The organism is Neobacillus ginsengisoli (assembly GCF_030813055.1).
In genome coordinates this window covers 77,750-99,269 of sequence record NZ_JAUSTW010000011.1, presented here as the reverse complement: position 1 = coordinate 99,269, position 21,520 = coordinate 77,750, and the positions used below count along the sequence as shown (strand labels likewise).

Genomic DNA, 21,520 nt, shown 5'->3' with positions numbered 1-21,520 from the left:
TATGACCCCCACGTTACTTATAAAGTTCTTTATACCACTTTGCAGCGGCTTCAACTTCTTCCATGGTTAATTGATGACCTCTATTCTCCCAATGAAGTTCAACATTCGCATTAGCTTTTTTTAATAAAGATTCTAATTCAGCAGATTCCATTGGCGAGCATATTGGATCATTTGTTCCCGCAGCAATAAACACATTCTTACCTGATAAATCAGGAAGATCAACTCCTTTTCTTGGCACCATTGGGTGATGAAGAATGGCACCCTTTAAAGCATTTTGATAGTGAAACAATAAACTTGCAGCTATATTGGCCCCATTTGAGTATCCAATAGCAACAATATTATCTCTATCAAAACCATACTTTTCTGCTGCCTCGTCAAGAAACTCATTTAATTCTTTGGTTCGAAAAATAAGGTCTTGTTCATCAAAGACTCCTTCAGCTAATCTTCTGAAGAACCGAGGCATTCCATTTTCTAAAACATTTCCACGAACGCTTAATACAGAAGCCTCATCATCAATTCTTCCCGCAAGAGGTAACAGGTCTAATTCATTGCCACCAGTACCATGAAGCAATAATAATGTTGGTTTTGTAGGTTCTTGCCCTTTATTGAATATATGTTTCATTATTTATCTCCCTCCAGAACACGAACCTCCACAGGAGGCAAGGTTAATTCTAATTCTTCTCGTTTTGACTCTAACCAAGACGGCAGCATAAGTTTAGTTCCAAGTCCATCGGCAGGTTCATCCACTGAAAAACCTGGTGGGTCGGTGGCTATTTCAAAGAGAATACCGCCTTCTTCATGAAAATAAAGTGCTTTGAAGTAGTTTCGGTCAAGAATTTCTGTCGGATAAAGTCCCTTCTCTAGAAGAAGTGATCTCCACCTTTGATGGTCTTCCTCATCCTTAGCTCTCCATGCTATATGGTGAACCGTTCCTGCTCCCATTAGTCCTCGGACTGAAGGATTTAAGTGAATATCAATGGTGTTTCCAACATTTCCTTCAGATTTAAATCTTAAAAATTCACTTTCTTGGCCAATGCAATCTAACCCCAAAACGTTTTCTAGAACATCCGTTGTCTTATGAGGCTGTGCAGAAAACAGAACAGCACCGCCAAAACCTTTAATGGCATTTTCTGCTCGAACTCCCCCGAAGTCCCAAGTATTCATTGGTCCCTCATCTCGTTCTATCAGTTCAAGTTGTAGTCCGTCAGGGTCGTTAAATTTAATATATTTTTCACCAAAGCGAGCGGATGAAGTAAACTCCACTCCAAATTTTCGTAATCGATTCTCCCAAAAAGGAACCGAATCCTTTGGTATAACATAATTGGTTACTCCAACCTGACCAGTTCCAATTCTACCTTTTAGCTGTTTAGCCCATGGGAAAAACGTAATCACAGTTCCTGGTTGACCAATTTCATTCCCAAAATAAAGATGATACACTTCTGGCCTATCAAAATTGATTGTCTTTTTTATAAGCCTTAATCCCAGAACACCTGCATAAAAGTCAATATTTAATTGTGCATCATTTACCATGGCTGAGATATGATGAATACCTGCTGTTTTTTGCATGTTTCTGCCTCCACTTCTTCAATGGCTACTTGGATCTTTCAATTTCGAAAATCTCACCAATTTTGGCGTAATAATTTCCAGCCAATCGACTAACAGCAGCTAAGCCCCGTGGATCAATTCTTCCATTTTCATAAATATCGTTTTCAATATGAAATTGAACGATTTTTCCTATAATCAGTTCACACCCTGGCGTATCCGAGCCTCCTAGTTCTAAAGAGTGCTCCAACGTACATTCCATTCTGATTTTTGCTTCCTTAACTCCTGGAACTGAAATCTTCACACTTTTTACTGGAGTTAAGTTTGCTAAGTCAATCTCACTCTCGTCAGGAGGAAGGTTTGCAGCTGTTTTATTTATTTTTTCAACATTTTGTTCATCCACGATATGAACAACAAATTCTTTTGACTCGATGATGTTTCTTGCTGTATCCTTTTGTCTCCCCGCTGAGCGTTGAATAGATAATGAAATCAGCGGGGGATTGGATGACACGATATTAAAATAGCTAAATGGAGCACCGTTCAAAATACCATCTTTTGAAATCGATGTGACGAAAGCAATTGGTCTTGGGATTATACTCCCTATTAAAAATTTATAATTTTCTCTTTCAGACAATGATGCTGGATCGATTGAAAGCAAAGAAACCATTCCTTTCTTCTTGTCAATCTAATTCTCTTACCTCAAACGGTAGCAAAACTTGTTCAATCTTCTCTCTATGAGGTTCATACTGTGAAGGCAACATCAATTTTTCACCCATTGTCGCTACGGATTCATCATGAGCAAATCCTGGAGGATCAGTGGCAATTTCAAATAGGATTTCTCCATGCTCTCTAAAGTAAATAGCATTAAAGTAGTTTCTATCCTTAACAGGAGTGGCACCATATCCATTGCGTTCTACAAACCGCTTCCAATCTAGTTGATCTTCATCATCTTTAGCACGCCATGCAATATGGTGAACAGTGCCTACACCCATTTGTCCACGTCCAATAGAAGTTAATTTAACATCGATAATATTTCCAATATCAGCAGTGGAACGATAACGAGCGAAATCTCCTTCCTTGCCGATTAATTCAAGACCCATTACTTTTTCTAACAACTCAGCTGTCTTATTAGGCTGGGCCGATAATAGAGTTGCTCCGCCAAAACCTTTGATAGCAACATCAGGCGTTACCTCTCCGAAAGTCCATGTGTTTACTTCGCCTTCTTCTCTTTCCACAATTTCAAGGTGAAGCCCATGAGGGTCATCAAACTCCAAATATTGCTCTCCAAAGCGTTCCATTTTAGTAAAAGGAACATTGAACTTTTCTAGTCTTTTTTCCCAGAATTCCATAGCCCCTTTTGGAACAACATAAGAAGTCACTCCTACTTGACCGTCTCCAATGATTCCTTGCCGAGCACCTGCCCATGGAAAGAAGGTAATGATGGTTCCTGGTTTTCCACCTTCATTACCGAAATAAAGATGGTAAGTACCTGGATCATCAAAATTGATAGTTTGCTTAACTAAACGTAACCCCAATACTCCTGCGTAGAAATCTACATTTTCTTGTGGATGCCCGACAATTGCAGTGATATGGTGAATACCCATTATTTTCTTACACATTTTTAACACTCCTTTTTAATTTAAAATCCAGTTATATAAAGGAACTCGATACCTTATTTTGTTCCTAGTCCATTAATTAAAATCCAACGACATTACTTTTAATTTAAGAGTTCTTAATTTGAGATATTTTAGAATAAAAATGAATCTAAAGCATATTGACCAGGACCGATTAAAGCTATTCCAATAGCAACTGCAAGCAACGTTAAGTTATATTCGTATCCATTTGATGTTGCCCATAATCCGTTTGGAGCATGAACCTTTACAATCGCCATTACCATAGTCCCCGCAATCAAAATTCCTGCAAGTGGGGTTAAAAGTCCTAAAGCAAACAATATTCCGCCAATAAGTTCAGCTAATCCTGCGAAAAGAGCCATTGTTACTCCTGGTTTCATCCCAATGGAATCAAACCATCCACCAGTTCCTTTTAATCCGTAGCCACCGAACCAACCAAACAATTTTTGAGCACCATGACCGATAAACAATACTCCAATTACCAAACGAATTATTAATAAACCAATATTTATCATCTTAAAATCCTCCTAAATTGTATTTTATCTCGGATTCGAGATATTATTTCAAAAAAAATGCAACCTTAAACCTTATTTCTTACTTTTTTCAAAAGCTCCACCAATGTATCCGCCTCATCAGAGCCTAATGAGTCAAACATATTAGTAATGATCTCATTATATTTCGGCATGATTTCGTTCATCAATCGATTTCCATCATCAGTTAATATCACGTGTATCACTCGGCGGTCATCTGGACAGGCATTACGGCTTAATAAACCTCTTTGTTCTAGCTTATCTATAACATAGGTCATCGAACCACTTGAGATCAAAATGCAATTTCCAATTTGTTGAATTGTTTGTTTCCCCTTTTGGTAAAGTACTTCTAAAACAGAAAATTCCGTAATACCTAACTTATTTTTTGCCATTTCATCTTTTATTCGATCGTGAATGGCTTTAGATGTTTGCATTAATATCAGAAAGAGCAGATTATTGCATTTCCTCTCCATTGGTTTCACCCCCTTAAAAAATCTTGAATTAAATTATCTTGAATCTGAGATAATAATAATACTTATAAATTTATTTGTCAATAACCTAATTTCATTTTTTACTAAACTGCATCCTTCAATAAGCCTGGATGTTAAAGCTCCCGATTTCAAACTGAAAGGTATCGGATTTGAGGTGAACACCGATGCCTTGTAAAAAAGAACAAAATTTTTTATGCTTGATATTTCTTAATCATATCAACAAAGGCATCAACGAAGGATTGTAAAAATTTAACGGTTCCTTCGTCTTTAATTTTGTCGTTTCCATCCAATAAATTGGCAACATTTCCAATGTACGCTTCTGGTTGTTGAAGTATTGGCATATTCAAAAATACAAGCGGTTGACGTAAGTGGTGATTAACACCAAAACCACCTAAATTACCAGGGGATTGGCTGATAATTGCAGCTGGCTTGCCATTCCATACGCTTGCACCATAAGGACGAGAACCCACATCCAATGCATTCTTTAATATAGCTGGGATAGAACGGTTATATTCAGGAGTTACAAATAAAACTGCGTCAATTTCCTTCATCTTGTTGCGAAATGTAGTGTACTCTGATGGAACATTGTTTTCATCATCAAAATCCTGATTATATAAAAGTAAATTTCCGATTTCTACAAATTCTGCTTCATATCCTTCAGGGAATAAGGATGCTACATTAGCTGCAAGTTTTTTTGAAAAAGATTCTTTTCGTAGACTTCCTAGTAAAATACCAACTTTTGTCATTTAACATTTTCCTCTCTTAATTTTATTTCGAAATCAAGATTCTCACAATAAGGATAATATGTTGGTTTATTTTATTTGTCAAATATAAAATCTAACCCGCCCCAAGGGAAATAAAATGTGATTAATTGCATTAACAATTAAATATAATGGAAACAAACAAAAAGAGTCGCAACAGCGACCTCATCTTAAAGCACAAGACATTTAAATAAACTAATAAAAATCTAATGTTACACAGATTCAATCTTATTTTTATTTATAATTATCTTTTCCACAATGTACTGATAGCCATAAATAATAATTGCCAAAAATACACAAATAAAATACCAAGAGGTATGAGTTACTTTTTTAAATTTAAATATACCAAAATTTTCCCACATAGAACCAAGTGGAAAAGCATTAAGGATATTCAAAATGGCATTGGTAATTAAGTATTTTGTAAAATTACCATAAGTTAATTTAAATATCCATAGCGTTGCAACAAAATATGGTCCTAATATATATGAGAAATCAACATTACCAGGGGAAAATGGATTTTTATTTACCCACCATTTTCTTTTATTTGCCATGACACTAAAAACACTTAAAAATAAATTAATAAAACTTGCTACAGGTAAATATCTAATTAATGATTTTTTATCCATGAATAAAACAGAAAACCAGGGAATTATTACCATAGCTAACGAGAATGCTTTCTTTTTATTCATTTAAACCAACTTCCTTCATAATGTTTTTCTTAACATACCTCAAGCTAAGCTATTTTATTATCCCCTGTTCAACTATTCTGACCCACAGTAGAATAACGTTATTTTGGTTCCTTATGGCCATTAAAAAGTAACACGACTGCCATATTTTTGAGCCAGTCAAGACAGATTCTAGAGCCATCTCAACCAAATAGTGAGCTATCATATAGGACTAGTCGTACACGTTAAGTAAAGAGGCAGGTTTTAACAGCTTAATGGCTTGCCCGTCTCATTCATGCTGGCTTTAGGGTTCAAGCCCGTAGAGGCTCCATGTAAAGTGACAATTTGCTCTAACTACCCAATTGCAGAATTCATTTGTTTGGCATAACGTGGTACAAAGTCATGTCATTATTCACATAATACCAGCTGCATATTTATAGGCATCCCACATCGATTTGTCTAACCTTTTTCTAATGAATTGCCTTGCTTAACGCTTTGCTCGCTACATTATTTTCAATACTATCGTAAAGATGGCAATATCTAATGCATATAAAGGTCGCACATGTAAAAAGTAACCATTTAAAAAATCTTGATGAACAAGTTCCACTTTATCTGGTACTGGAATAATAGGTGGTTTTATGATGAGTCCTCTATTCAATAATATTTCTTTGATTTGTTTCATCCAAGCCACTGTTAGATTCCAAACAGTAAGAAAAAGACTCTTCTACATCATTTCTAAAAACAAGTGGTACAGCAAAATTATAATTACACATACCAGCTTTCGAAGCATATTTAAAATAATGAACAAAGTATTCATCTTCAAATAAACGAGTAGTACCAGCGCTAAGATCTTCTTCTGAAAAACCTTTCGGAATTGGGAAATTTTCTTTCTTGAATATCTCTTCTGTTGTTTTCAAAAGCTCCATGCTTAATCTTAATGCGTTCTCTAAAAAAATTTTAATATTTTGGTCCTCAACGTATTGAAGGTAATAGAGTAAAATACATTTTGACATGCTGTTGCCCATATAGGTAGCCCGAAGTTAGACTTTCGGTTTTGTTTGTTTTATTAGAACTTAAATTATGTGGTTTAATTGTTTGCAAATCAATTGTTTGCATTGTAACTACCTTCTTTTATTTTTTGTCTTAGTATTTTCCCCATTTCAAATCATATTCTTCGGTTAACTTTTATCCATCAAAAGTATTAATTTGTACTTAGGTTTATTTAATTAAACTGCCACGTTAGTTAAACAACGGGAATGAAAAAGGACTGCCGAAAACAGCCCCTTTGTTGTGAAGTTAAAGCACCCATTTAGTTGAATAAAGAGAGACTGAACAGCCACTTTTAAAATATACTGCGATGTTTCTTTATTTGTTCACTGTTTAAATTCTCTGATAGCTGTTCGGACACAGTCAACTGTATCTGTTTCATTTTCAGCTCTACACCTAAATGTAACTCTCACATCTAATTCAAATTCCCCAGACCCAGCGACTTCCACCCTGTCATTGCCTACTTTACGAGAATCTCCGACGATTCTTGGATTTCCCGAAATGGAAATTAAACTCCATTCATATATAGTATCTTGGTCAAACCCCTCACAAAATACTCCACTACATCTTAAATCAGCATCTGCAAAGTAAACTCCACGAGTGCTTGTTCTTCTGATACCTGGAGGTCTTAGGTTAGAACCACGGCAACAACCTTCATTCGGTTGACCAACTCCATTACAGTCACAATCACAACGATTAGTTCGATTGTTTCTCATATCCGCCCAATCAGGTTCATTTCGCTTATCGAGCATTGTAATCACCTCATTTTATAGCTTGTACTAACAATTTACTCGGATTTTATTTGAGTGCTAGGACAAATTAAAAAAATCACCATATTTAGTCACTCTCTAAACAATCCTAAAAAGATTCTTCAACAAACCTACCAATTTAATTGAATAAGAAAAGCAACCAGTTTATTGGCAACCGTTTTCTTTCACAAAAGCCCCCGATAGCATTCCTGTAGATCGTTATTTTTCAACTTTGAAAAAAATAGGGCTCCTTAGTAAAATATGAGTATAGACACCACTCTAACTCACAACTTTAGGAGGAACCCTACTATGAAGTTAGCTTGCCTAACTCTTACAAGTTTAGTGAGACTAACAGCAAGCTATTTTACAATTTCTAATTGGTGTATAATAGTGTGAAGAAATTGTATTTTAACGGGGTGGTAATGAAAATGAAGATTTTGTTTGATGAAACTTACACTTCAAATGACGGAAAGCGAACAAGCAGGAATATTTGGTATGGAGATGCTGATATATCTGTTGATGGTGAATATGGAAAAAACATTAATCTTAATGAAGATTTTATGGATAATTTATGCGAAATAATAAAAAATGACTTATCTAAAAATGCAGCAAATAAGCCTACTGAAACTAACTGGTATATTTATGGAAGTGGTGTAACTCAGGACGCTATTGGAGACAATATCCGTCCGACAATTATGGTTCGTGAGAGGTCTGACGAGTTTATAACTAATTTTAATATCAGTGACCACGATTTTGCTGTAAATATTGATGCTATTCTGTTGTTTAAGGCGGATTTTGAAAAACGTTTAGCTAGTCATTGAGGAGTAATATCACTATAAGCATTTTCAAACTATTTGAGGGGATGATTTCATAATGAATTCATTCTCCTTTTTCATCTGGTGGGAGTCTTTTTGTGTGGAGGAAAAGGACATTTAATAATACAGATTGTGAATAATTACACTTAAATTAAACTGCCACATTAGTTGAAGAAGAAAAAGGCTTTACCCTAATTGAAGTAAAGCACCCTATAGTTTAAGTGAAATAGTTCACAAATCTATTAGTATCCTGCTTTTCAAGTTGATAGACCCATTATTCATAGCCGTTCAATTAGCATTAGAGATAACTTTGGGCAAAGTTACCCTTGAAGATGCTGTACAGAATACTCTAATAAGATTAGTAACTGCACTGTTGGAACAGGACAAATTTCATCCCCATACACTTTCGTTAGACGATATCATGTTTAACATCATGAAAGGATGTAGAGATATGCCGGGTTACCAACGATTGGGATAGGTTCTAAAGGTCATTATGTAAAACTACTGCAAATGGATTTAAATGGATTAGCACTTAATTATAACAACTTTACGATAGATGGTATATTTGATTCAAAGACAAGTAATGCAACAAAAAATTTTCAGGACCGATTTGAAATAAAAAGTGATGGCATTGTAAGATCTCTTACATGGAAATTATTAATTGAAAATGTTAAAGCTGTACAAAAACTATTGAATTCCTATGGCTATCATACTGGATATCCTGACGGGTGGTTTGGCTCTCATACTACAGATGCAGTGCGAAAATTCCAAAACCATAACGGGCTTTCCCTGTCAGGGATTGTTGACCCAAGAACACGAAGAAAATTGTTTAATCCACATCCACATCCCGTTTAATCCGTTTTGAGTTGCATATCGTATAAATGGCAATGAAAATGGCGTGCAAACTGACATTAGTTTTGGCACGCCATTTCTCTGGTCTATAGAGTTATTTGACACCTAAAAATTTAAAATGCCTTATTGAACAAAAGCACCCGATAGTTTAAGAAGAAATCTTTAAAGTTGGAGACCTAAATCATTTAAAGTCCCATTCAATATTTATCTGATTTTCTCCGCCAACTCTAAAATAATTCCCTCTGGACCACGAACGTAGCATAACTTATAACTTTCTTCATATTGCTGTATCTCACTAAAGATTTCCGTGCCCTTCTTTTTCAATTTTGCAACAATAGCTTCAATATCTTCAACAGCAAAGCAAATATGTCGGATACCCAGCGTATTTGCAAAAGGTTGCTGAATATCTTTTTCATCTGACGGCGTATAAAATTTGACTAACTCTATCCATGCCTGACCATCTGGCATCCCCAATCCTACACATGCCGTTTTAACATCATTAAGCCCAACTATTCTGTCCAACTGTTCTCCATCCAATTCCCATTCCGCTTGCACTTCAAGTCCTAAATCAAGAAAAAACGCTTTAGCCTCTGAAAGATCATTTACGTTTATACTCACATGATCTATTCTATTGATCTTCATATCTCATACCTCCTATGTTCCTGTTATTTTCAATACCTGTATTCGTGTAAGGTTTGTTTGAAATTCTAATTCGCTTAAAACAGGTAAATATCCTTCTTCAACTATTCTCCCTCTATATAGAAAGGAAAATCTCACGATTTCTCTTGTTTTCTCCAAATTTCGTAGTAGTTTGTTTTAAAGTCCATTTGAATATTGGAATTATAGTGTACTAAAGGATAATTTTGGGGACAAAATGAAAAAGAAACTTATAGTTAACCAAACCAACCTTATCCAAAAGTTGGATAACTAGATAAAGTATGGTCGCACTGGTAGATCTCCACATTTCTCATGGAGGTCAACCCTCCCATTTCTCACAGAGTCTAAGCTCCAAAATTCCTTCGTCCAACCTTTCCATGAGGTAGATGTCAGTCATGCTGCCAGACAGGGTCCTTGCCCGTATTTTAGTTGATTTACTGACTAATCCGTGCTTCAAATGTCTAAAACAATAAAACTACTACCTAATGAATTTCACTAAAAGAAATTTAAGCTGCTATCTGTAATTCCGCCATATGAGGAATGTCCCTTAACATACGTTCTTCACTAAATTCACACTGCTTTTTACCGATAGTAAACAGAATACGAATAAGCTTATTACATATTGCAATTAGCGATTGCATCTTCTTCAAAGGATTATGTGGGCGTTTTGTAAAATACTCATGTAATGCTTTAAAAGCAGTATTTTTAGCGACTAAAGGCATTGCTACTCGAAAAAGCAGTGCTCTTAAAGTCTTCCTTCCTCTCTTTGTAATTTTGGTTTGTCCTTTGTGCTTTCCAGATGTATTTTCCTTTAGGCTAAGCCCAGCTAATTTGATAATCTGCCTTGGGTGGGTGTAGTTACCTAGGTTTCCTACCTCTGAATAAAAGCCTGCAATCGTATATTTGCCTATTCCCTTAATAGCCAACATTTGTTCCACACCTGGAATTTGTTCAAGAAGTCTATCTATGTTAGATTCCAGTTCTTCCAACTTTTCCTTTATAAGTTCATATTTGTCTATTAACGTGCTTAGCTCTAATTTAGCCATATCCGAACCTTCACGAATGCCGATAGAATCGGTGGCAACCTGCTTTAGTTCTTTTATTTTACTGAGTCCCACTGCACGTTTAACAGCTTTTCGGAGATGTACTAATATCTCTTGTTCTGAAAGGTTGATTAACTCATGTGGCAATAAATTTAGTTTTAATAATTGGATTGCCGACTTACCTTCCCAATCTTTAAATACCGTAAGGAATTCTGGAAAGTAGCGGTCTATCCAATTATGGATTTGCCCCTGAACTGCTTGAAGGTCAACAGCTAAGAGATCACGAATTTTTCGAGCCACTCGGAGTTCTGCATAAACTCCTTGCGGAATGTTCGGTTCAGCATATCTCCCGTCTTTGACCAACTGTGCAATAACTCTTGCATCCTTTACATCATTTTTAGTTGGAGAATTATCATCCAACTCTTTACTTTTCTTTACATGCATAGGATTTACGACTACAAACTTGATATTTTCTTCTTTAAGGAAGTGAGCTAAATTAAGCCAATAATGACCTGTTGGCTCCATTCCAACGATCACTTTATCCATTTTATTTTGATCCATTAACTTTTTAATCCACTCTAAGAAACAATTAAAGCTAGATTTTGTATTTTCAAAGTAAAATGGTGCCGAAAATTCTAAACCTCTAAAGTCTTGAGCTCTTGCCACATGCTTGTATTTAGCAATATCAACACCTATAATTAGAGTCTGAGAAGTAATTTGAGCTAATTTTTTGTTTTGGTTATAATTCATTTAAATAGCCTCCTGGTATTTATGTTTATTGTCCTTTTTGCCTGCAAGCTATGACACTCATATCTTACCAAGGGGCTTTTTTATGTTCAAACCTCATATTTCTTCATTACAGGAATGCTGCCAGTTAGTGCAATAATCAAAAAAAGCCATTAAAATAGCAGCTGGATCTTCAGCTCTTGCACCCGTTAATTTAAGTACACTTTTTTTCACAATCTTTATTTGTCACGTCAATAGCCACTACAGCCATTTGATTCAATTCTTCAATTTAGCATTTAAATGTGCAAGCAGTTCATCAGCAGGTGCAAGATGTCCATAGGTTCTAAATTTTGTTGGATCGTCTTTTTTTACATATGATGGTAAGGTATTTGATCCATAATAATTCACAACCGAGTTTTCAAACCTTTCATCAGGCGATGGAACTAACTCGAAATAGATTGGGGCATAATTGGTGTTTGTAAATTTATAAATTAAATAATCACCATGGCTTGGAAAACCATTAGAGTAAATAAGCTCAGTTTTTAATGCACCTAATTTTTTTGTTTGCCTCTTGTTATTTAATTGTATAATTGTTTGAAATTTTTGATCCTCTTTCGTATAAGTCTTCTTAACTCCATCATGCAAATACACAAGTTCATCAGGTGTAATCAATTTTGTAATATCTGATACATCCTGTCCCTTTAACTCTGTATTCTTCTTTAGATTGCTTGATGTAGTTGAGTTGGAAGACGAAACATTTTTTGTTGATTGATTACTAGTTTTCATGCAAGATGTTAGAAAAAACAACAGTAAACACATACTAACTATACATGCCTTTTTCTTCATACTTTCCACTCCTCGCCAATACCAATGAAATTCATTATTTGTACTATGATTGCTTTTTGTTTTAGTAATCACCCCATGTTATTTCTAGTCAATAAAGTTTATTTTATTTTCCCGACACCATTCAATCGCAATTTGTTTAAAACACTCGTCACGGTATGAATACCATTGGTCTTCCATTTCACAATCTATTATTTTGTCCTTAAATCTTCTAAAGTCACCCTTGCCCTTAATTGCCCTTAATAAGGATTCCTGCTTTCGTTGATCACTTATTGTTAGGCAAAAGTTTTCCATTATTTCATATTCATTCACATCATATTTAGTAGGTAACTCTATATAATTTTCAAAGTTTTCAACCACATCAATTGCAATCATTCTATTTTCTTGTTCCCATTCTGTTAAATAATCAAATGGTCTTTCGTCCTCAACAGCTCTTAAGTCATCCGATGAAACTAACACTATTTCACCCGTCTTAATATTTAGAAATGAATGTGATTCTTCAAACTGTATTTCCATTTCCTCGATTAAATCTTTCAGTTTTACTTGTATACTCATTTTAGATCACCTTTTGAAATTTTTTACAATGCACCCGTTAGTTTAAGTGCAATCCTTCACATTCTAATTTCTTATTAAATCAGTAAAAGACAAAATTCTTAAACCATCAATATGTTTCTGTCATTCTAAATTATAAGGGAGTCATAGGTGATAACTATGGATTCCTCTTAAACAATATCCCCGCTTGTTCTGTCATCACACGAGATGGAACTGTAATTCCATTCTTAAGCTACCATCCAACTAACCCTACGAAAGCTGAACTGAAAAATTGAACAAAAAATTTTTAAAAAAGGACATACTGTCAGTGACATATTACTGTTGATAACAGTATACTGTTATTAACAGTAAGGTATTGCTAAAATAATTTTACATTTAAATTAGGAGGTTATATATTTCATGAAACATACAGGGAGACATACAGGTGCATTTCTTCTGCTGTTTTTAACAGAGGGAGATAGCTATGGAGGGAAACTCCTGCAGAAATGTGAAGAAGAGCTTCCCATCAACCCAATTGATAGTGCCATTCTTTATCGCACATTAAAAACATTAGAGAAAGAAGGTGCTGTTGAGTCTTATTTGGACACATCTAATCAAGATAAGCTGATAAAAATGTACAAAATTACTACAGTTGGAAAAAGAAAATTAGAAGATTTTCAAATAGATATAGAAGAAAAAATGAAGAACTTATCATTTTTCTTAAATAAATACAAAGAATGGAAGGAGTCTAATCATGATTAATGGTGCTATCCTTTACGCTATGGCTATCATTCTTCTCAGTATTTCTTTTATAAAAGATCGAAATAAAACAAGAGATGCTCTATTAAAGTCATGGAAAAGCTTTCGTAATATTATACCTGACATGTTATCAATTATGCTTTTCGTTGGGCTATCACTATCTATATTAACTCCATCCTTAATTTCTTCAATCATTGGAGAAAAATCTGGATTGACAGGTATTGTTTATTCAGCATTAATTGGTTCTATTGCACTAGTTCCAAGCTTTGTTGTATTTCCTCTTGGACACACATTAGTCCAAAATGGTGCAGGACTCCCTCAAGTAGCTGTATTAATGTCTACATTAATGTCCGTAGGAATCACAACTTTACCTATGGAACAAAAGATATTTGGGCGAAGTTTTGCCTATTCTCGCAACGTATCTGCAGTGGTAATGTCTCTAATATTTTCATATATTATTTGGGTGGTGATGGGATGAATGAATTAAAAAGGTATCGTTTCTTTTTCATTTTATTATTTGGGCTCATTATCCTTACCTTTATAAACCAATCGGTGGGATGGAACGCATTTCAATTAACAGGAAAAAGCATTTTAGATATGCTGTTTCTACTCCCTCCTGTCTTAATATTCGTAGGTTTGCTTGACAAATGGGTGGAGAAAGAAACACTTATTAGATATATGGGAGAAAAATCCGGCATCTATGGCATTTTGTTCTCCCTATTATTAGGAGTAATTGCAGCTGGTCCCCTCTACGTAGCTTTTCCAATTGCGGCACTATTATTAAAAAAAGGAGCAAGCATACGCTATATTGTATTTTTTTTAGGAGTTTGGACAACTGCAAAATTACCGGTTATTGTATATGAATTTGCTTCATTTGGAGTTAAATTTACACTCATTCACATTTGTTTTGGTTTGTTATTTTTCTATTTAATGGGTATTATTTTTGCGAAATTTTATAAGCATCGACAATTGTTAAAGTATGATATAACTAAAGACGTTTAGATTTAGATCGATAAATCTTTAACCACTCAATCCCAGATTATTTTGTAGCTGAACCTACAACGGACTATACTGCGTGCAGCAAAAGATTAGAGGATACAGTTTTCACTGCATCCTCTTTTTCTGACCTTTTTTCAATATAGAAGTTCAGTATTTTCAAAGCATCGTGGCAATTACGATTTGGGCGGAATCCAAAGGAACAGTCTAGGAAGTTATTTTCATAAATGGTATTTAGTATCTTTGTAATGCCTCTTTGAACAATTTTATCTTCATGTTCTGGTATTCCCAATGGTCTTTTCTTGTTTGAATTGAGCTTTGGAATATACATTCTCCTTACGGGAACAGGACGATAGCTTTTGCTTTTAAGCCTACTTACTAAATCAATTATGTTTTCTTCTAAACTTTCACCGTATTGCTCTTTAGTTGTACCGTTAATCCCTGTTGCCTTCTTATTGTGAAGTTCAAAATGACATTGGACTAATGCTTCCTTATTTAATAGATGTGCAAGAGATGTAAATTTCAATTTAGGATCAGATTTTGCTAATTCTGCTATCCTCAATAGTTTTGTTTCCATTTATTATACCTACCTCTGTGTGTAGTAAATGTGTCCCTAGTAAGGGTGATAACTGGTAGCTAGCCTTTCCTCCATCGGCATTACCCAACTTCATTGGTACTACGCTGCTATCCGACTCCCTACATCGGCATTTGGTTTCCTAGCTTTTTATCGCTTGTACACCATACTCTTTCTAAATAAAAAAGACCGGTAGGGTCTCCCGAGTTGCCGTATCATATCGATGTGTAACGTGCCAAGGTCTCTGACCCCAGAGAGGTTTTATCCTTCTTGCCGTTAACGAAGAATAAAATGTTGCTTTCTGCTGTGCTTAAGGCATCAGCCCTCTCGATTTACTAACATTATGGAGCTCAATCCCTTCAACCATTTGGCTTTCGGCCCACTACCTAACTGTCTACGCTTAAAGACTAATGTCTCCATTAGCCCTCCATGACTCGCTACGAGCGAATGGCTAGTTCTTACTCGACGGGAATCCCACCCGCTATATGATACGACCTAAGCTGGGCCGCACAAGCACCCGATAGTTTAAGTGAAATTATTCACAAAAAAAGATAAATAAAAAGCACCGAAGCAGTGCTTTAATTTGCCGGCTTATTATATCCTCTGTCTCCATAAGGTTGCAATTTCTCCATCCAGTGCTTTGCCATTTGCTTAAGATGCCAGCGTTTGTCTATATCTTCCTCCACTTCCTTCTTCTCTAGTACCTCGTAGACGAATGAATCTGCCCCTAATTGACTCCAATCTTTTTGCAACTGGGCATTTGCGAATCTCCCCATTTCTAGTTGCATTTTCAGTGTTAGCCACTTGTTTTTTAAGTTAGGACAGCTATCAACATAAATTTTTCCGTTAACCTTGTTTTTAATTTGATATATGCCCATATAGGTCTTAGTTTGCTTAAATTCCTCTTTTAATTCCTTACGCCTGCTCTTATCCACCGTTCTCTCTCCCTTCGGGGTCTATTGCTTAATATCCCATCTCTTTTAAGATTCTTGATAGAACACGCAATCGTTCACCAATAAGCTCATCATCATCACTTAGAGCTTGGCTGAATAATTTAATGTCTTCGTTAATTTTTTCATTTTCCGTACATACAGCCACCGTCATAGCATCTCCTTGCAGCCCTACTCTATCTATAATAGGGTTTTCGCAATCATACAGCTTTTCATAACGGTAAGCATCTTGAAAATGAAGTTTTGCTCTACATATCAGAATGGCAAGGTCAATTACACGGTGAAATGGTAATTCTTCAGACTGTCTTGACCATTTTTCCCCTGTGTGCCTCCATACTTTAGCGGAAATATCTACTTTTCCCCGATCATTCCACTGTGCCAAGCCTAATGAAAGTCCTTTTGCATCGGTATGATATGCATTTCTGCCATCAACATTTTCATAATTCTCAGATACGATAACGGGTTTATGTTTTAAAGTAGTCGGTATTTTCATTATTTAGCCTCCTATTTAGTAATTTAGTAAATTACTGAATTACTAATTGAAATTTAACACTTCTTAAATGATATGTCAATTTATCTTAAAAAAGGGCTTATCGAAAAAACCGGATATTTCAGGAGGAAAATTTCTACACAAAAAAGTCAATTTTTAAAAATCGACTTTTTTATTTATTCTTATTCAAGAATACTGCCACGTTAGTTTAAGTGAAATTTTTCACAAACTACAACGATTTTTTTGTACCCATATTTTCAAACACTCCAAACACCTTTATATTTTACACTTCACTTACGCTCCCAAGGGTTCGAGATTTGACGTCCATGTTTGCGTTACACCAGGCAATAGGCGTATATCAATGCCCCCCTGTTTTTGCGATATGGTACCTCCCCCTGTATCTAAATCAATTTTGCTTACTACCAAGGGTGTCGGTTAAATCTACTCCCTTCTTATACTTGTCTAATCGATTATTGTCTCATTTAAAATGAGGGTATTCATTTTGTTTCCACAACAAGGTATAAGGTTTTCTTAGGGCCTTCCAATGGGTGAAAGAATTGTTCAGTCGTTACGATATGTTTTCGTTACTGTTTAAGTAGAGTTTTACGGTAACGTCCTTGCTTAATCGGAAATCAGTTATACCAACTGTATGTGGCTTCCTTTCACATTATCGTTTAACTGTTACCGAAATAAACTTAAGTCAATAAAATCCATAGTACAGATAGCAATTGTTTAGGTTTCAAGATTTGACGTTCTTATGTACGTTACATTAGGCACAAGTTGATTATACATATGGGGTCGATTTTGTGACAATGTGTGCCACCCTCCATACTCTTATGACGACCTAAGTTGAACTTAGTGAGATTTCCAAACCATTTTGGAAAAAGGTGACTCAAACGACGGCGAGTCTGAAACTGTGTTATTAAACCCGGTAGGTTTAACCCCCCGTCCAAATGCTGCTATATCGATACCCGCTTGTTTTAATAGCTGTGGCGCTTGCCCATAAATCCCAAACGTATCGGGAAAATACCCCAACTTTGATACATGCCCATAGGATTTTGCCTCGTTCATTCCAATTAATAAGTTCCGGACATTTGATTCTGAGCTTGTTAAAAAAGCATCCTGTAGAACATACCAGTCTATATATAGTTTTTTTCTTCAATTAGCTTTTTGACAATCGCCCGCTTTTCCGGATGAACCTCGAAATAATCTTCTAGAAGAACTGTTTGACCATCCAGGTGAAACGATTTAAATAGATTTCCATCCTTTTCGAACTGCTCGATTAGATTATTCATAAGCCGAATGAAGTATTAGCAATGTTTCTCAAAGGATAAATACCACTCTCTGTCCCAGTGTGAATAGGATATAATATGAGCAGTCTTCGTCACAAAGCTTCCCCTCCTTCATTTGTTTTATAGCAACTCGAAAACGCTATCATTTTTATCATAAATACTATAATGTTAACAATAAAAAATCCCTCTTCAAGTAGCAATAGAGAATCTTTAAGTCATAAAGATTTTTCAGTGATTCTAAAAATAGTCCATTTTCATAAAGATAGTTTCAAGCAACATGGATTATAATAATGACTGATTTAAGTAGTTTTTATTCTTCTCTTGCTCATAAATAGATAGTGTAAGAAATGGCTGGGATTCAACTAAACAAACTTAGTATGTAAACATATTAAAATATTTTTAAAATAGAAAAAGGAGAGCGTATCCTCTCCTTTTAGATTGCCGAAAAGCCTTTAGCTTTTTTCATTATTATTAAAATCTTGTCTGGACAAATATAGGATCTCCGATTCCTCCCCTGAACCTGAAATAACAATAATGGGACGGTGACAATGAATTGAAATATCTTACCTAGTTAAGAGTTCCCCTACTATTTTTGTCCCATGAGCTTCTCTAATATTTAATTTCGTTGCAATTTCATTTAGGTTCTTTTCTGTGATGTTCCCGCCAGGCAGGATCATTATTCTGCCTGCAGCATAATCTACATATTCCTTCAACCGGATCAGGTTATCTTCAATCGGGGAATCCATCGGTCCTCCGTGAGTTAAAATCCGATTCACACCATGTTTAACAAGCCAATCAATCGCTTCAACCTGATATTCGGGCTTGATCTGATCAAACGCCATGTGAAAGGTGATATCCAGTCCTTTTGCTAATTCTAGAAGTAAAAGCATTGCAACCTCATCAATCCACCCTGAATCAGCTAAGCAGCCCAGCACCACTCCATCTGTCCCCAACTGTTTGAAATGAGCAATATCATTCTGCATAATCTCTATTTCTTCTTTATTATAAATAAAGCTTCCACCTCTAGGTCTGATCATTGTCATAACCTTAATATTTTTGCTTTTACAGTATTGAATGGTTTTTGCAGCCACCCCATGACTAACTGTGGTGCCGCCTACAGATAGGTTGTCACAAAGCTCAATGCGACGAGCCCCCCTTGCAATAGCCTCAGGAACCAATGTAAAATTTTCTACACAAACTTCTTTTAGCATAAACACCCACCTTGTAGATACTACTCAATGAAAACTCTAGAAACCACCAACTCATATCAAATCTCCTGATTACTTGCAGGTTCATCATGTGCTCCTATAAGCAAGAACCTTTCATAAACCGTCCCAACTTCAGCCCCTGCATCATTTTTAATGATATATGGTTTTAAAGCTCTTAAACTATTAATTGTATCTTTATTTTTATAACCAATTTGTTCAAGAATAGCGGCTACGATGATAGGCCAGACCTCTTCTGAACCATTTAACACTTTTAAGGAAAATCCAAGTCTTTCCTTCTTCAAACCGAAGCAATAGACCCCCTGCGCTCCGCCTTTTGCCACGATATTTTGATCTTGAAGCAATAGGGAACAAATAAATTGCTCGGAAGCAACCATAATTGGATGCTCATTCATAATGCTAATCATTTGAGTAACTGTTTTTTGCAATAATGGGTCCTTAATTAAATCTGGACAAGCTAATTTTAGGTAGGTCATGGCCATTTTCTTTAATGGAATCGCAAAAACAGGGACACCGCAGCCGTCTTTTCCAATTTTAATCTCAGAAATGGGAACTTCAGATAACCTCGAAAGAATATTCAATATTTGTTGTTGGAGCGGATGATCCACTTCCCAATATCCTTCAATAGGATACCCTAGTTCACGGCAAACTGTGATAAAACCCATATGTTTACCTGAACAGTTATGGTAAAGCTTTCTTTTTTCCTTGTTTCTTCTTAACATTTCCTCTCTCGGTTCCACATTTAAAGGATATGAATAAGGACAAAATAATTCGTCTTCATTGACTGGTAATTTCTTCAACATCGATTCAAGAGCAGCTATATGACAGGTTTCACCTCTGTGAGAAGCTGTAAACAGAGCCGCTTCTTCCCTTGTTAAACCGTATTTAGTTATAACATTCAATAGAAATACGGGTAACGCTTGGATCGGCTTGGCAGCAGACCGATAATACGTGTAATGCTCCTGATTTCCCACATGGTATACAGTTTCTAATTTTTCATTTACTCCGCAAATCATTCCTGAATGAATATTTTCAATTAATCCCGCTCTTGTTTCCTCCACTAAGGGTACTGAATTCATGAATCTACATCTCCTCTTGTTAAAAAAAATCACTAACTACTCTAAATCTAGCATTAGATTTTGCGCCTGAATCGCTGCACCAAGTACAACCCCACGATCACCTAACTGCGAAAAGGCAATTTTGATTCTTTCTTTTAATGGTTCCCAAATATATAATTCACATTTCTGTTTGATCGGTTCTTTAATTTCAGGAAGTTTTTCAATGGTATTTCCACTCAGAATAATGACCTCTGGATTGTAAAGACATAATATATTGCTAATCGCAAGAGCTATGTAGGTCGATGTTCGATCCATAATATTGATTGCCCATGACTCGCCATTTCGGTAGGAATCAAATACATCATCAATAGTGTCAATCTCCTTTACTTTCCTGCTATCATCGATAAGAGCCCCTTCGGATATATAGGTTGCAAGGCAGCCTATTTTCCCGCAATTGCATACATTTCCAGTCGGATCAATAACCGTATGACCGATTTCCCCTGCATTATTGGAATCCCCACGGTAGATTTCTCCATTAAGAATAATAGCAGAACCGATACCCGATCCAATCCCGACAAGGACCGCATTTTGAGAATCCTTTGCGATTCCCTTAGAATTCTCAGCCACTATCTTCATTTTTAATTCATTGTCGATCATGACATCGAATGCGGTTAGTTGTTTAAGGTCTTTAGCAATATTTACATTTTTCCATTTTAGTTGATCCGATACCTTTACAACGCCATTTTTATAATCAATAGAGCCTGGTATTCCTACCCCTATCCCAATAATTCTTTTATTAAGGATACAATTTTTAGAAATCAATTCCTTTACATTCACATTCACTTTTTCAAGCGTTTCATAGTAACTCTCAGAGACGTCTCTGGGAATACCCTTCCATGCAACAATTTCCCCTACGTAATTTACGATACCTATCTTGATAATTAATTTATCGATTTCTACACCAACTGTATAAAGAACATCACCACAGACATCAAGTAATACAGCCTTTCTTCCTACTCCAGAAGTAACTAATTCCGTTTCTCTCACAAATCCTTGTAAATGTAACTCATTAACGATTCTGGTAATGGATGTTGGGCTCATTCCAGTTACTTTCGCAATTTCCATTCTAGAAATAGGAGATTGGTTTTTGATAATTTCAAGGACTAAGTTCTTGTTCTGCTTTTTCATTAAAAGTTGATCTTGTTTTTCCATTCCATTACATCCTTTTTTTAAGTAATAATTTTGAAAAATCTCCTTAAAAAATCATGTTAATTCTCACATAAGAAAGAACT

General features: G+C 35.6%; 25 protein-coding genes and 1 pseudogene. 5 read left to right on the top strand and 21 right to left on the bottom strand.

Annotation, left to right across the window (positions count from 1 at the left end):
* Positions 1–13: 13 nt before the first annotated feature.
* From J2S10_RS24465 to J2S10_RS24420, 10 genes are all read right to left on the bottom strand, one after another.
* A complete protein-coding gene (locus tag J2S10_RS24465; RefSeq protein ID WP_307413322.1) occupies positions 14–622 on the bottom strand; it encodes an alpha/beta hydrolase in 609 nt (202 codons plus the stop codon).
* A complete protein-coding gene (locus tag J2S10_RS24460) occupies positions 622–1,566 on the bottom strand; it encodes a ring-cleaving dioxygenase (RefSeq protein ID WP_307413321.1) in 945 nt (314 codons plus the stop codon). The genes J2S10_RS24465 and J2S10_RS24460 overlap by 1 nt, the downstream gene beginning before the upstream one ends.
* A gap of 25 nt (positions 1,567–1,591) precedes the next feature.
* On the bottom strand, positions 1,592–2,200 hold the full coding sequence (locus tag J2S10_RS24455; RefSeq protein ID WP_307413355.1) for a flavin reductase family protein: 609 nt from the start codon (positions 2,198–2,200) through the stop codon (positions 1,592–1,594).
* Between the two features lie 22 nt (positions 2,201–2,222).
* A complete protein-coding gene (locus J2S10_RS24450) occupies positions 2,223–3,161 on the bottom strand; it encodes a ring-cleaving dioxygenase (protein ID WP_307413319.1) in 939 nt (312 codons plus the stop codon).
* Positions 3,162–3,289: 128 nt separating this feature from the next.
* Positions 3,290–3,688, bottom strand: a complete 399-nt coding sequence (locus J2S10_RS24445) for a DoxX family protein (protein WP_307413317.1) — start codon at positions 3,686–3,688, stop codon at positions 3,290–3,292.
* Between the two features lie 65 nt (positions 3,689–3,753).
* Entirely contained in the window at positions 3,754–4,176 is a 423-nt protein-coding gene (locus J2S10_RS24440) for a MarR family winged helix-turn-helix transcriptional regulator (protein WP_307413315.1), read from the bottom strand.
* 209 nt (positions 4,177–4,385) lie between these two features.
* Complete coding sequence (locus J2S10_RS24435) at positions 4,386–4,940, bottom strand: NADPH-dependent FMN reductase (protein ID WP_307413314.1); 555 nt, start codon at positions 4,938–4,940, stop codon at positions 4,386–4,388.
* Positions 4,941–5,167: 227 nt separating this feature from the next.
* The gene (locus J2S10_RS24430; RefSeq protein WP_307413312.1) at positions 5,168–5,644 is read right to left on the bottom strand and encodes a hypothetical protein; all 477 of its coding nucleotides are present in this window, start codon (positions 5,642–5,644) and stop codon (positions 5,168–5,170) included.
* 626 nt (positions 5,645–6,270) lie between these two features.
* Positions 6,271–6,633, bottom strand: a complete 363-nt coding sequence (locus J2S10_RS24425; RefSeq protein ID WP_307413310.1) for a DUF3231 family protein — start codon at positions 6,631–6,633, stop codon at positions 6,271–6,273.
* Positions 6,634–6,993: 360 nt separating this feature from the next.
* Complete coding sequence (locus J2S10_RS24420) at positions 6,994–7,419, bottom strand: hypothetical protein (RefSeq protein ID WP_307413308.1); 426 nt, start codon at positions 7,417–7,419, stop codon at positions 6,994–6,996.
* Between the two features lie 425 nt (positions 7,420–7,844).
* Between J2S10_RS24420 and J2S10_RS24415 the strand changes: the two genes are divergently transcribed.
* Complete coding sequence (locus tag J2S10_RS24415; RefSeq protein ID WP_218350943.1) at positions 7,845–8,237, top strand: hypothetical protein; 393 nt, start codon at positions 7,845–7,847, stop codon at positions 8,235–8,237.
* 462 nt (positions 8,238–8,699) lie between these two features.
* Positions 8,700–9,086, top strand: coding sequence for a peptidoglycan-binding domain-containing protein (locus tag J2S10_RS24410; RefSeq protein WP_307413353.1), 387 nt, complete (start codon positions 8,700–8,702; stop codon positions 9,084–9,086).
* A 201-nt stretch (positions 9,087–9,287) separates the two neighbouring features.
* On the opposite strand, the gene J2S10_RS24405 is transcribed toward J2S10_RS24410, so the two are convergent.
* The 4 genes from J2S10_RS24405 to J2S10_RS24390 form a co-directional block, all read right to left on the bottom strand.
* Entirely contained in the window at positions 9,288–9,725 is a 438-nt protein-coding gene (locus tag J2S10_RS24405; RefSeq protein WP_093274033.1) for a VOC family protein, read from the bottom strand.
* 521 nt (positions 9,726–10,246) lie between these two features.
* On the bottom strand, positions 10,247–11,533 hold the full coding sequence (locus J2S10_RS24400; protein WP_307413305.1) for an IS110 family RNA-guided transposase: 1,287 nt from the start codon (positions 11,531–11,533) through the stop codon (positions 10,247–10,249).
* Between the two features lie 252 nt (positions 11,534–11,785).
* On the bottom strand, positions 11,786–12,355 hold the full coding sequence (locus J2S10_RS24395; protein WP_307413303.1) for a hypothetical protein: 570 nt from the start codon (positions 12,353–12,355) through the stop codon (positions 11,786–11,788).
* A gap of 84 nt (positions 12,356–12,439) precedes the next feature.
* Positions 12,440–12,907: a UPF0158 family protein gene (locus J2S10_RS24390; protein WP_307413302.1), complete on the bottom strand. Its 468-nt coding sequence runs from the start codon at positions 12,905–12,907 to the stop codon at positions 12,440–12,442.
* A gap of 396 nt (positions 12,908–13,303) precedes the next feature.
* Here J2S10_RS24390 and J2S10_RS24385 point away from each other — a divergent pair, with 396 nt between their 5' ends.
* The 3 genes from J2S10_RS24385 to J2S10_RS24375 are packed head-to-tail and all read left to right on the top strand — an operon-like array spanning position 13,304 to position 14,644.
* Positions 13,304–13,645 (top strand): PadR family transcriptional regulator, encoded by a 342-nt coding sequence (locus J2S10_RS24385; RefSeq protein WP_045524374.1) that lies wholly within the window; start codon positions 13,304–13,306, stop codon positions 13,643–13,645.
* A complete protein-coding gene (locus J2S10_RS24380) occupies positions 13,638–14,120 on the top strand; it encodes a hypothetical protein (protein WP_307413300.1) in 483 nt (160 codons plus the stop codon). The genes J2S10_RS24385 and J2S10_RS24380 overlap by 8 nt, the downstream gene beginning before the upstream one ends.
* Positions 14,117–14,644 carry a permease gene (locus J2S10_RS24375; RefSeq protein WP_307413298.1) on the top strand — a complete coding sequence of 176 codons (528 nt, stop codon included), beginning with the start codon at positions 14,117–14,119 and terminating at the stop codon, positions 14,642–14,644. Before J2S10_RS24380 ends, J2S10_RS24375 begins: the two co-directional genes overlap by 4 nt.
* Before the next feature lie 64 nt (positions 14,645–14,708).
* On the opposite strand, the gene J2S10_RS24370 is transcribed toward J2S10_RS24375, so the two are convergent.
* From J2S10_RS24370 to J2S10_RS24340, 7 genes and pseudogenes are all read right to left on the bottom strand, one after another.
* Positions 14,709–15,215 carry a reverse transcriptase domain-containing protein gene (locus tag J2S10_RS24370; protein ID WP_307413296.1) on the bottom strand — a complete coding sequence of 169 codons (507 nt, stop codon included), beginning with the start codon at positions 15,213–15,215 and terminating at the stop codon, positions 14,709–14,711.
* 575 nt (positions 15,216–15,790) lie between these two features.
* Positions 15,791–16,147 (bottom strand): GIY-YIG nuclease family protein, encoded by a 357-nt coding sequence (locus J2S10_RS24365; protein WP_307413294.1) that lies wholly within the window; start codon positions 16,145–16,147, stop codon positions 15,791–15,793.
* A gap of 28 nt (positions 16,148–16,175) precedes the next feature.
* Complete coding sequence (locus J2S10_RS24360; protein ID WP_307413291.1) at positions 16,176–16,655, bottom strand: DUF6530 family protein; 480 nt, start codon at positions 16,653–16,655, stop codon at positions 16,176–16,178.
* Positions 16,656–17,516: 861 nt separating this feature from the next.
* Positions 17,517–18,040, bottom strand: a pseudogene (locus J2S10_RS24355) (glycoside hydrolase family 38 N-terminal domain-containing protein); the annotation flags it as partial.
* A gap of 467 nt (positions 18,041–18,507) precedes the next feature.
* Positions 18,508–19,155, bottom strand: a complete 648-nt coding sequence (locus J2S10_RS24350) for a copper homeostasis protein CutC (protein ID WP_307413289.1) — start codon at positions 19,153–19,155, stop codon at positions 18,508–18,510.
* Between the two features lie 56 nt (positions 19,156–19,211).
* Positions 19,212–20,249 (bottom strand): asparaginase, encoded by a 1,038-nt coding sequence (locus tag J2S10_RS24345; RefSeq protein ID WP_307413287.1) that lies wholly within the window; start codon positions 20,247–20,249, stop codon positions 19,212–19,214.
* A gap of 36 nt (positions 20,250–20,285) precedes the next feature.
* Complete coding sequence (locus J2S10_RS24340) at positions 20,286–21,440, bottom strand: ROK family transcriptional regulator (protein WP_307413285.1); 1,155 nt, start codon at positions 21,438–21,440, stop codon at positions 20,286–20,288.
* Between the last annotated feature and the right edge of the window lie 80 nt (positions 21,441–21,520).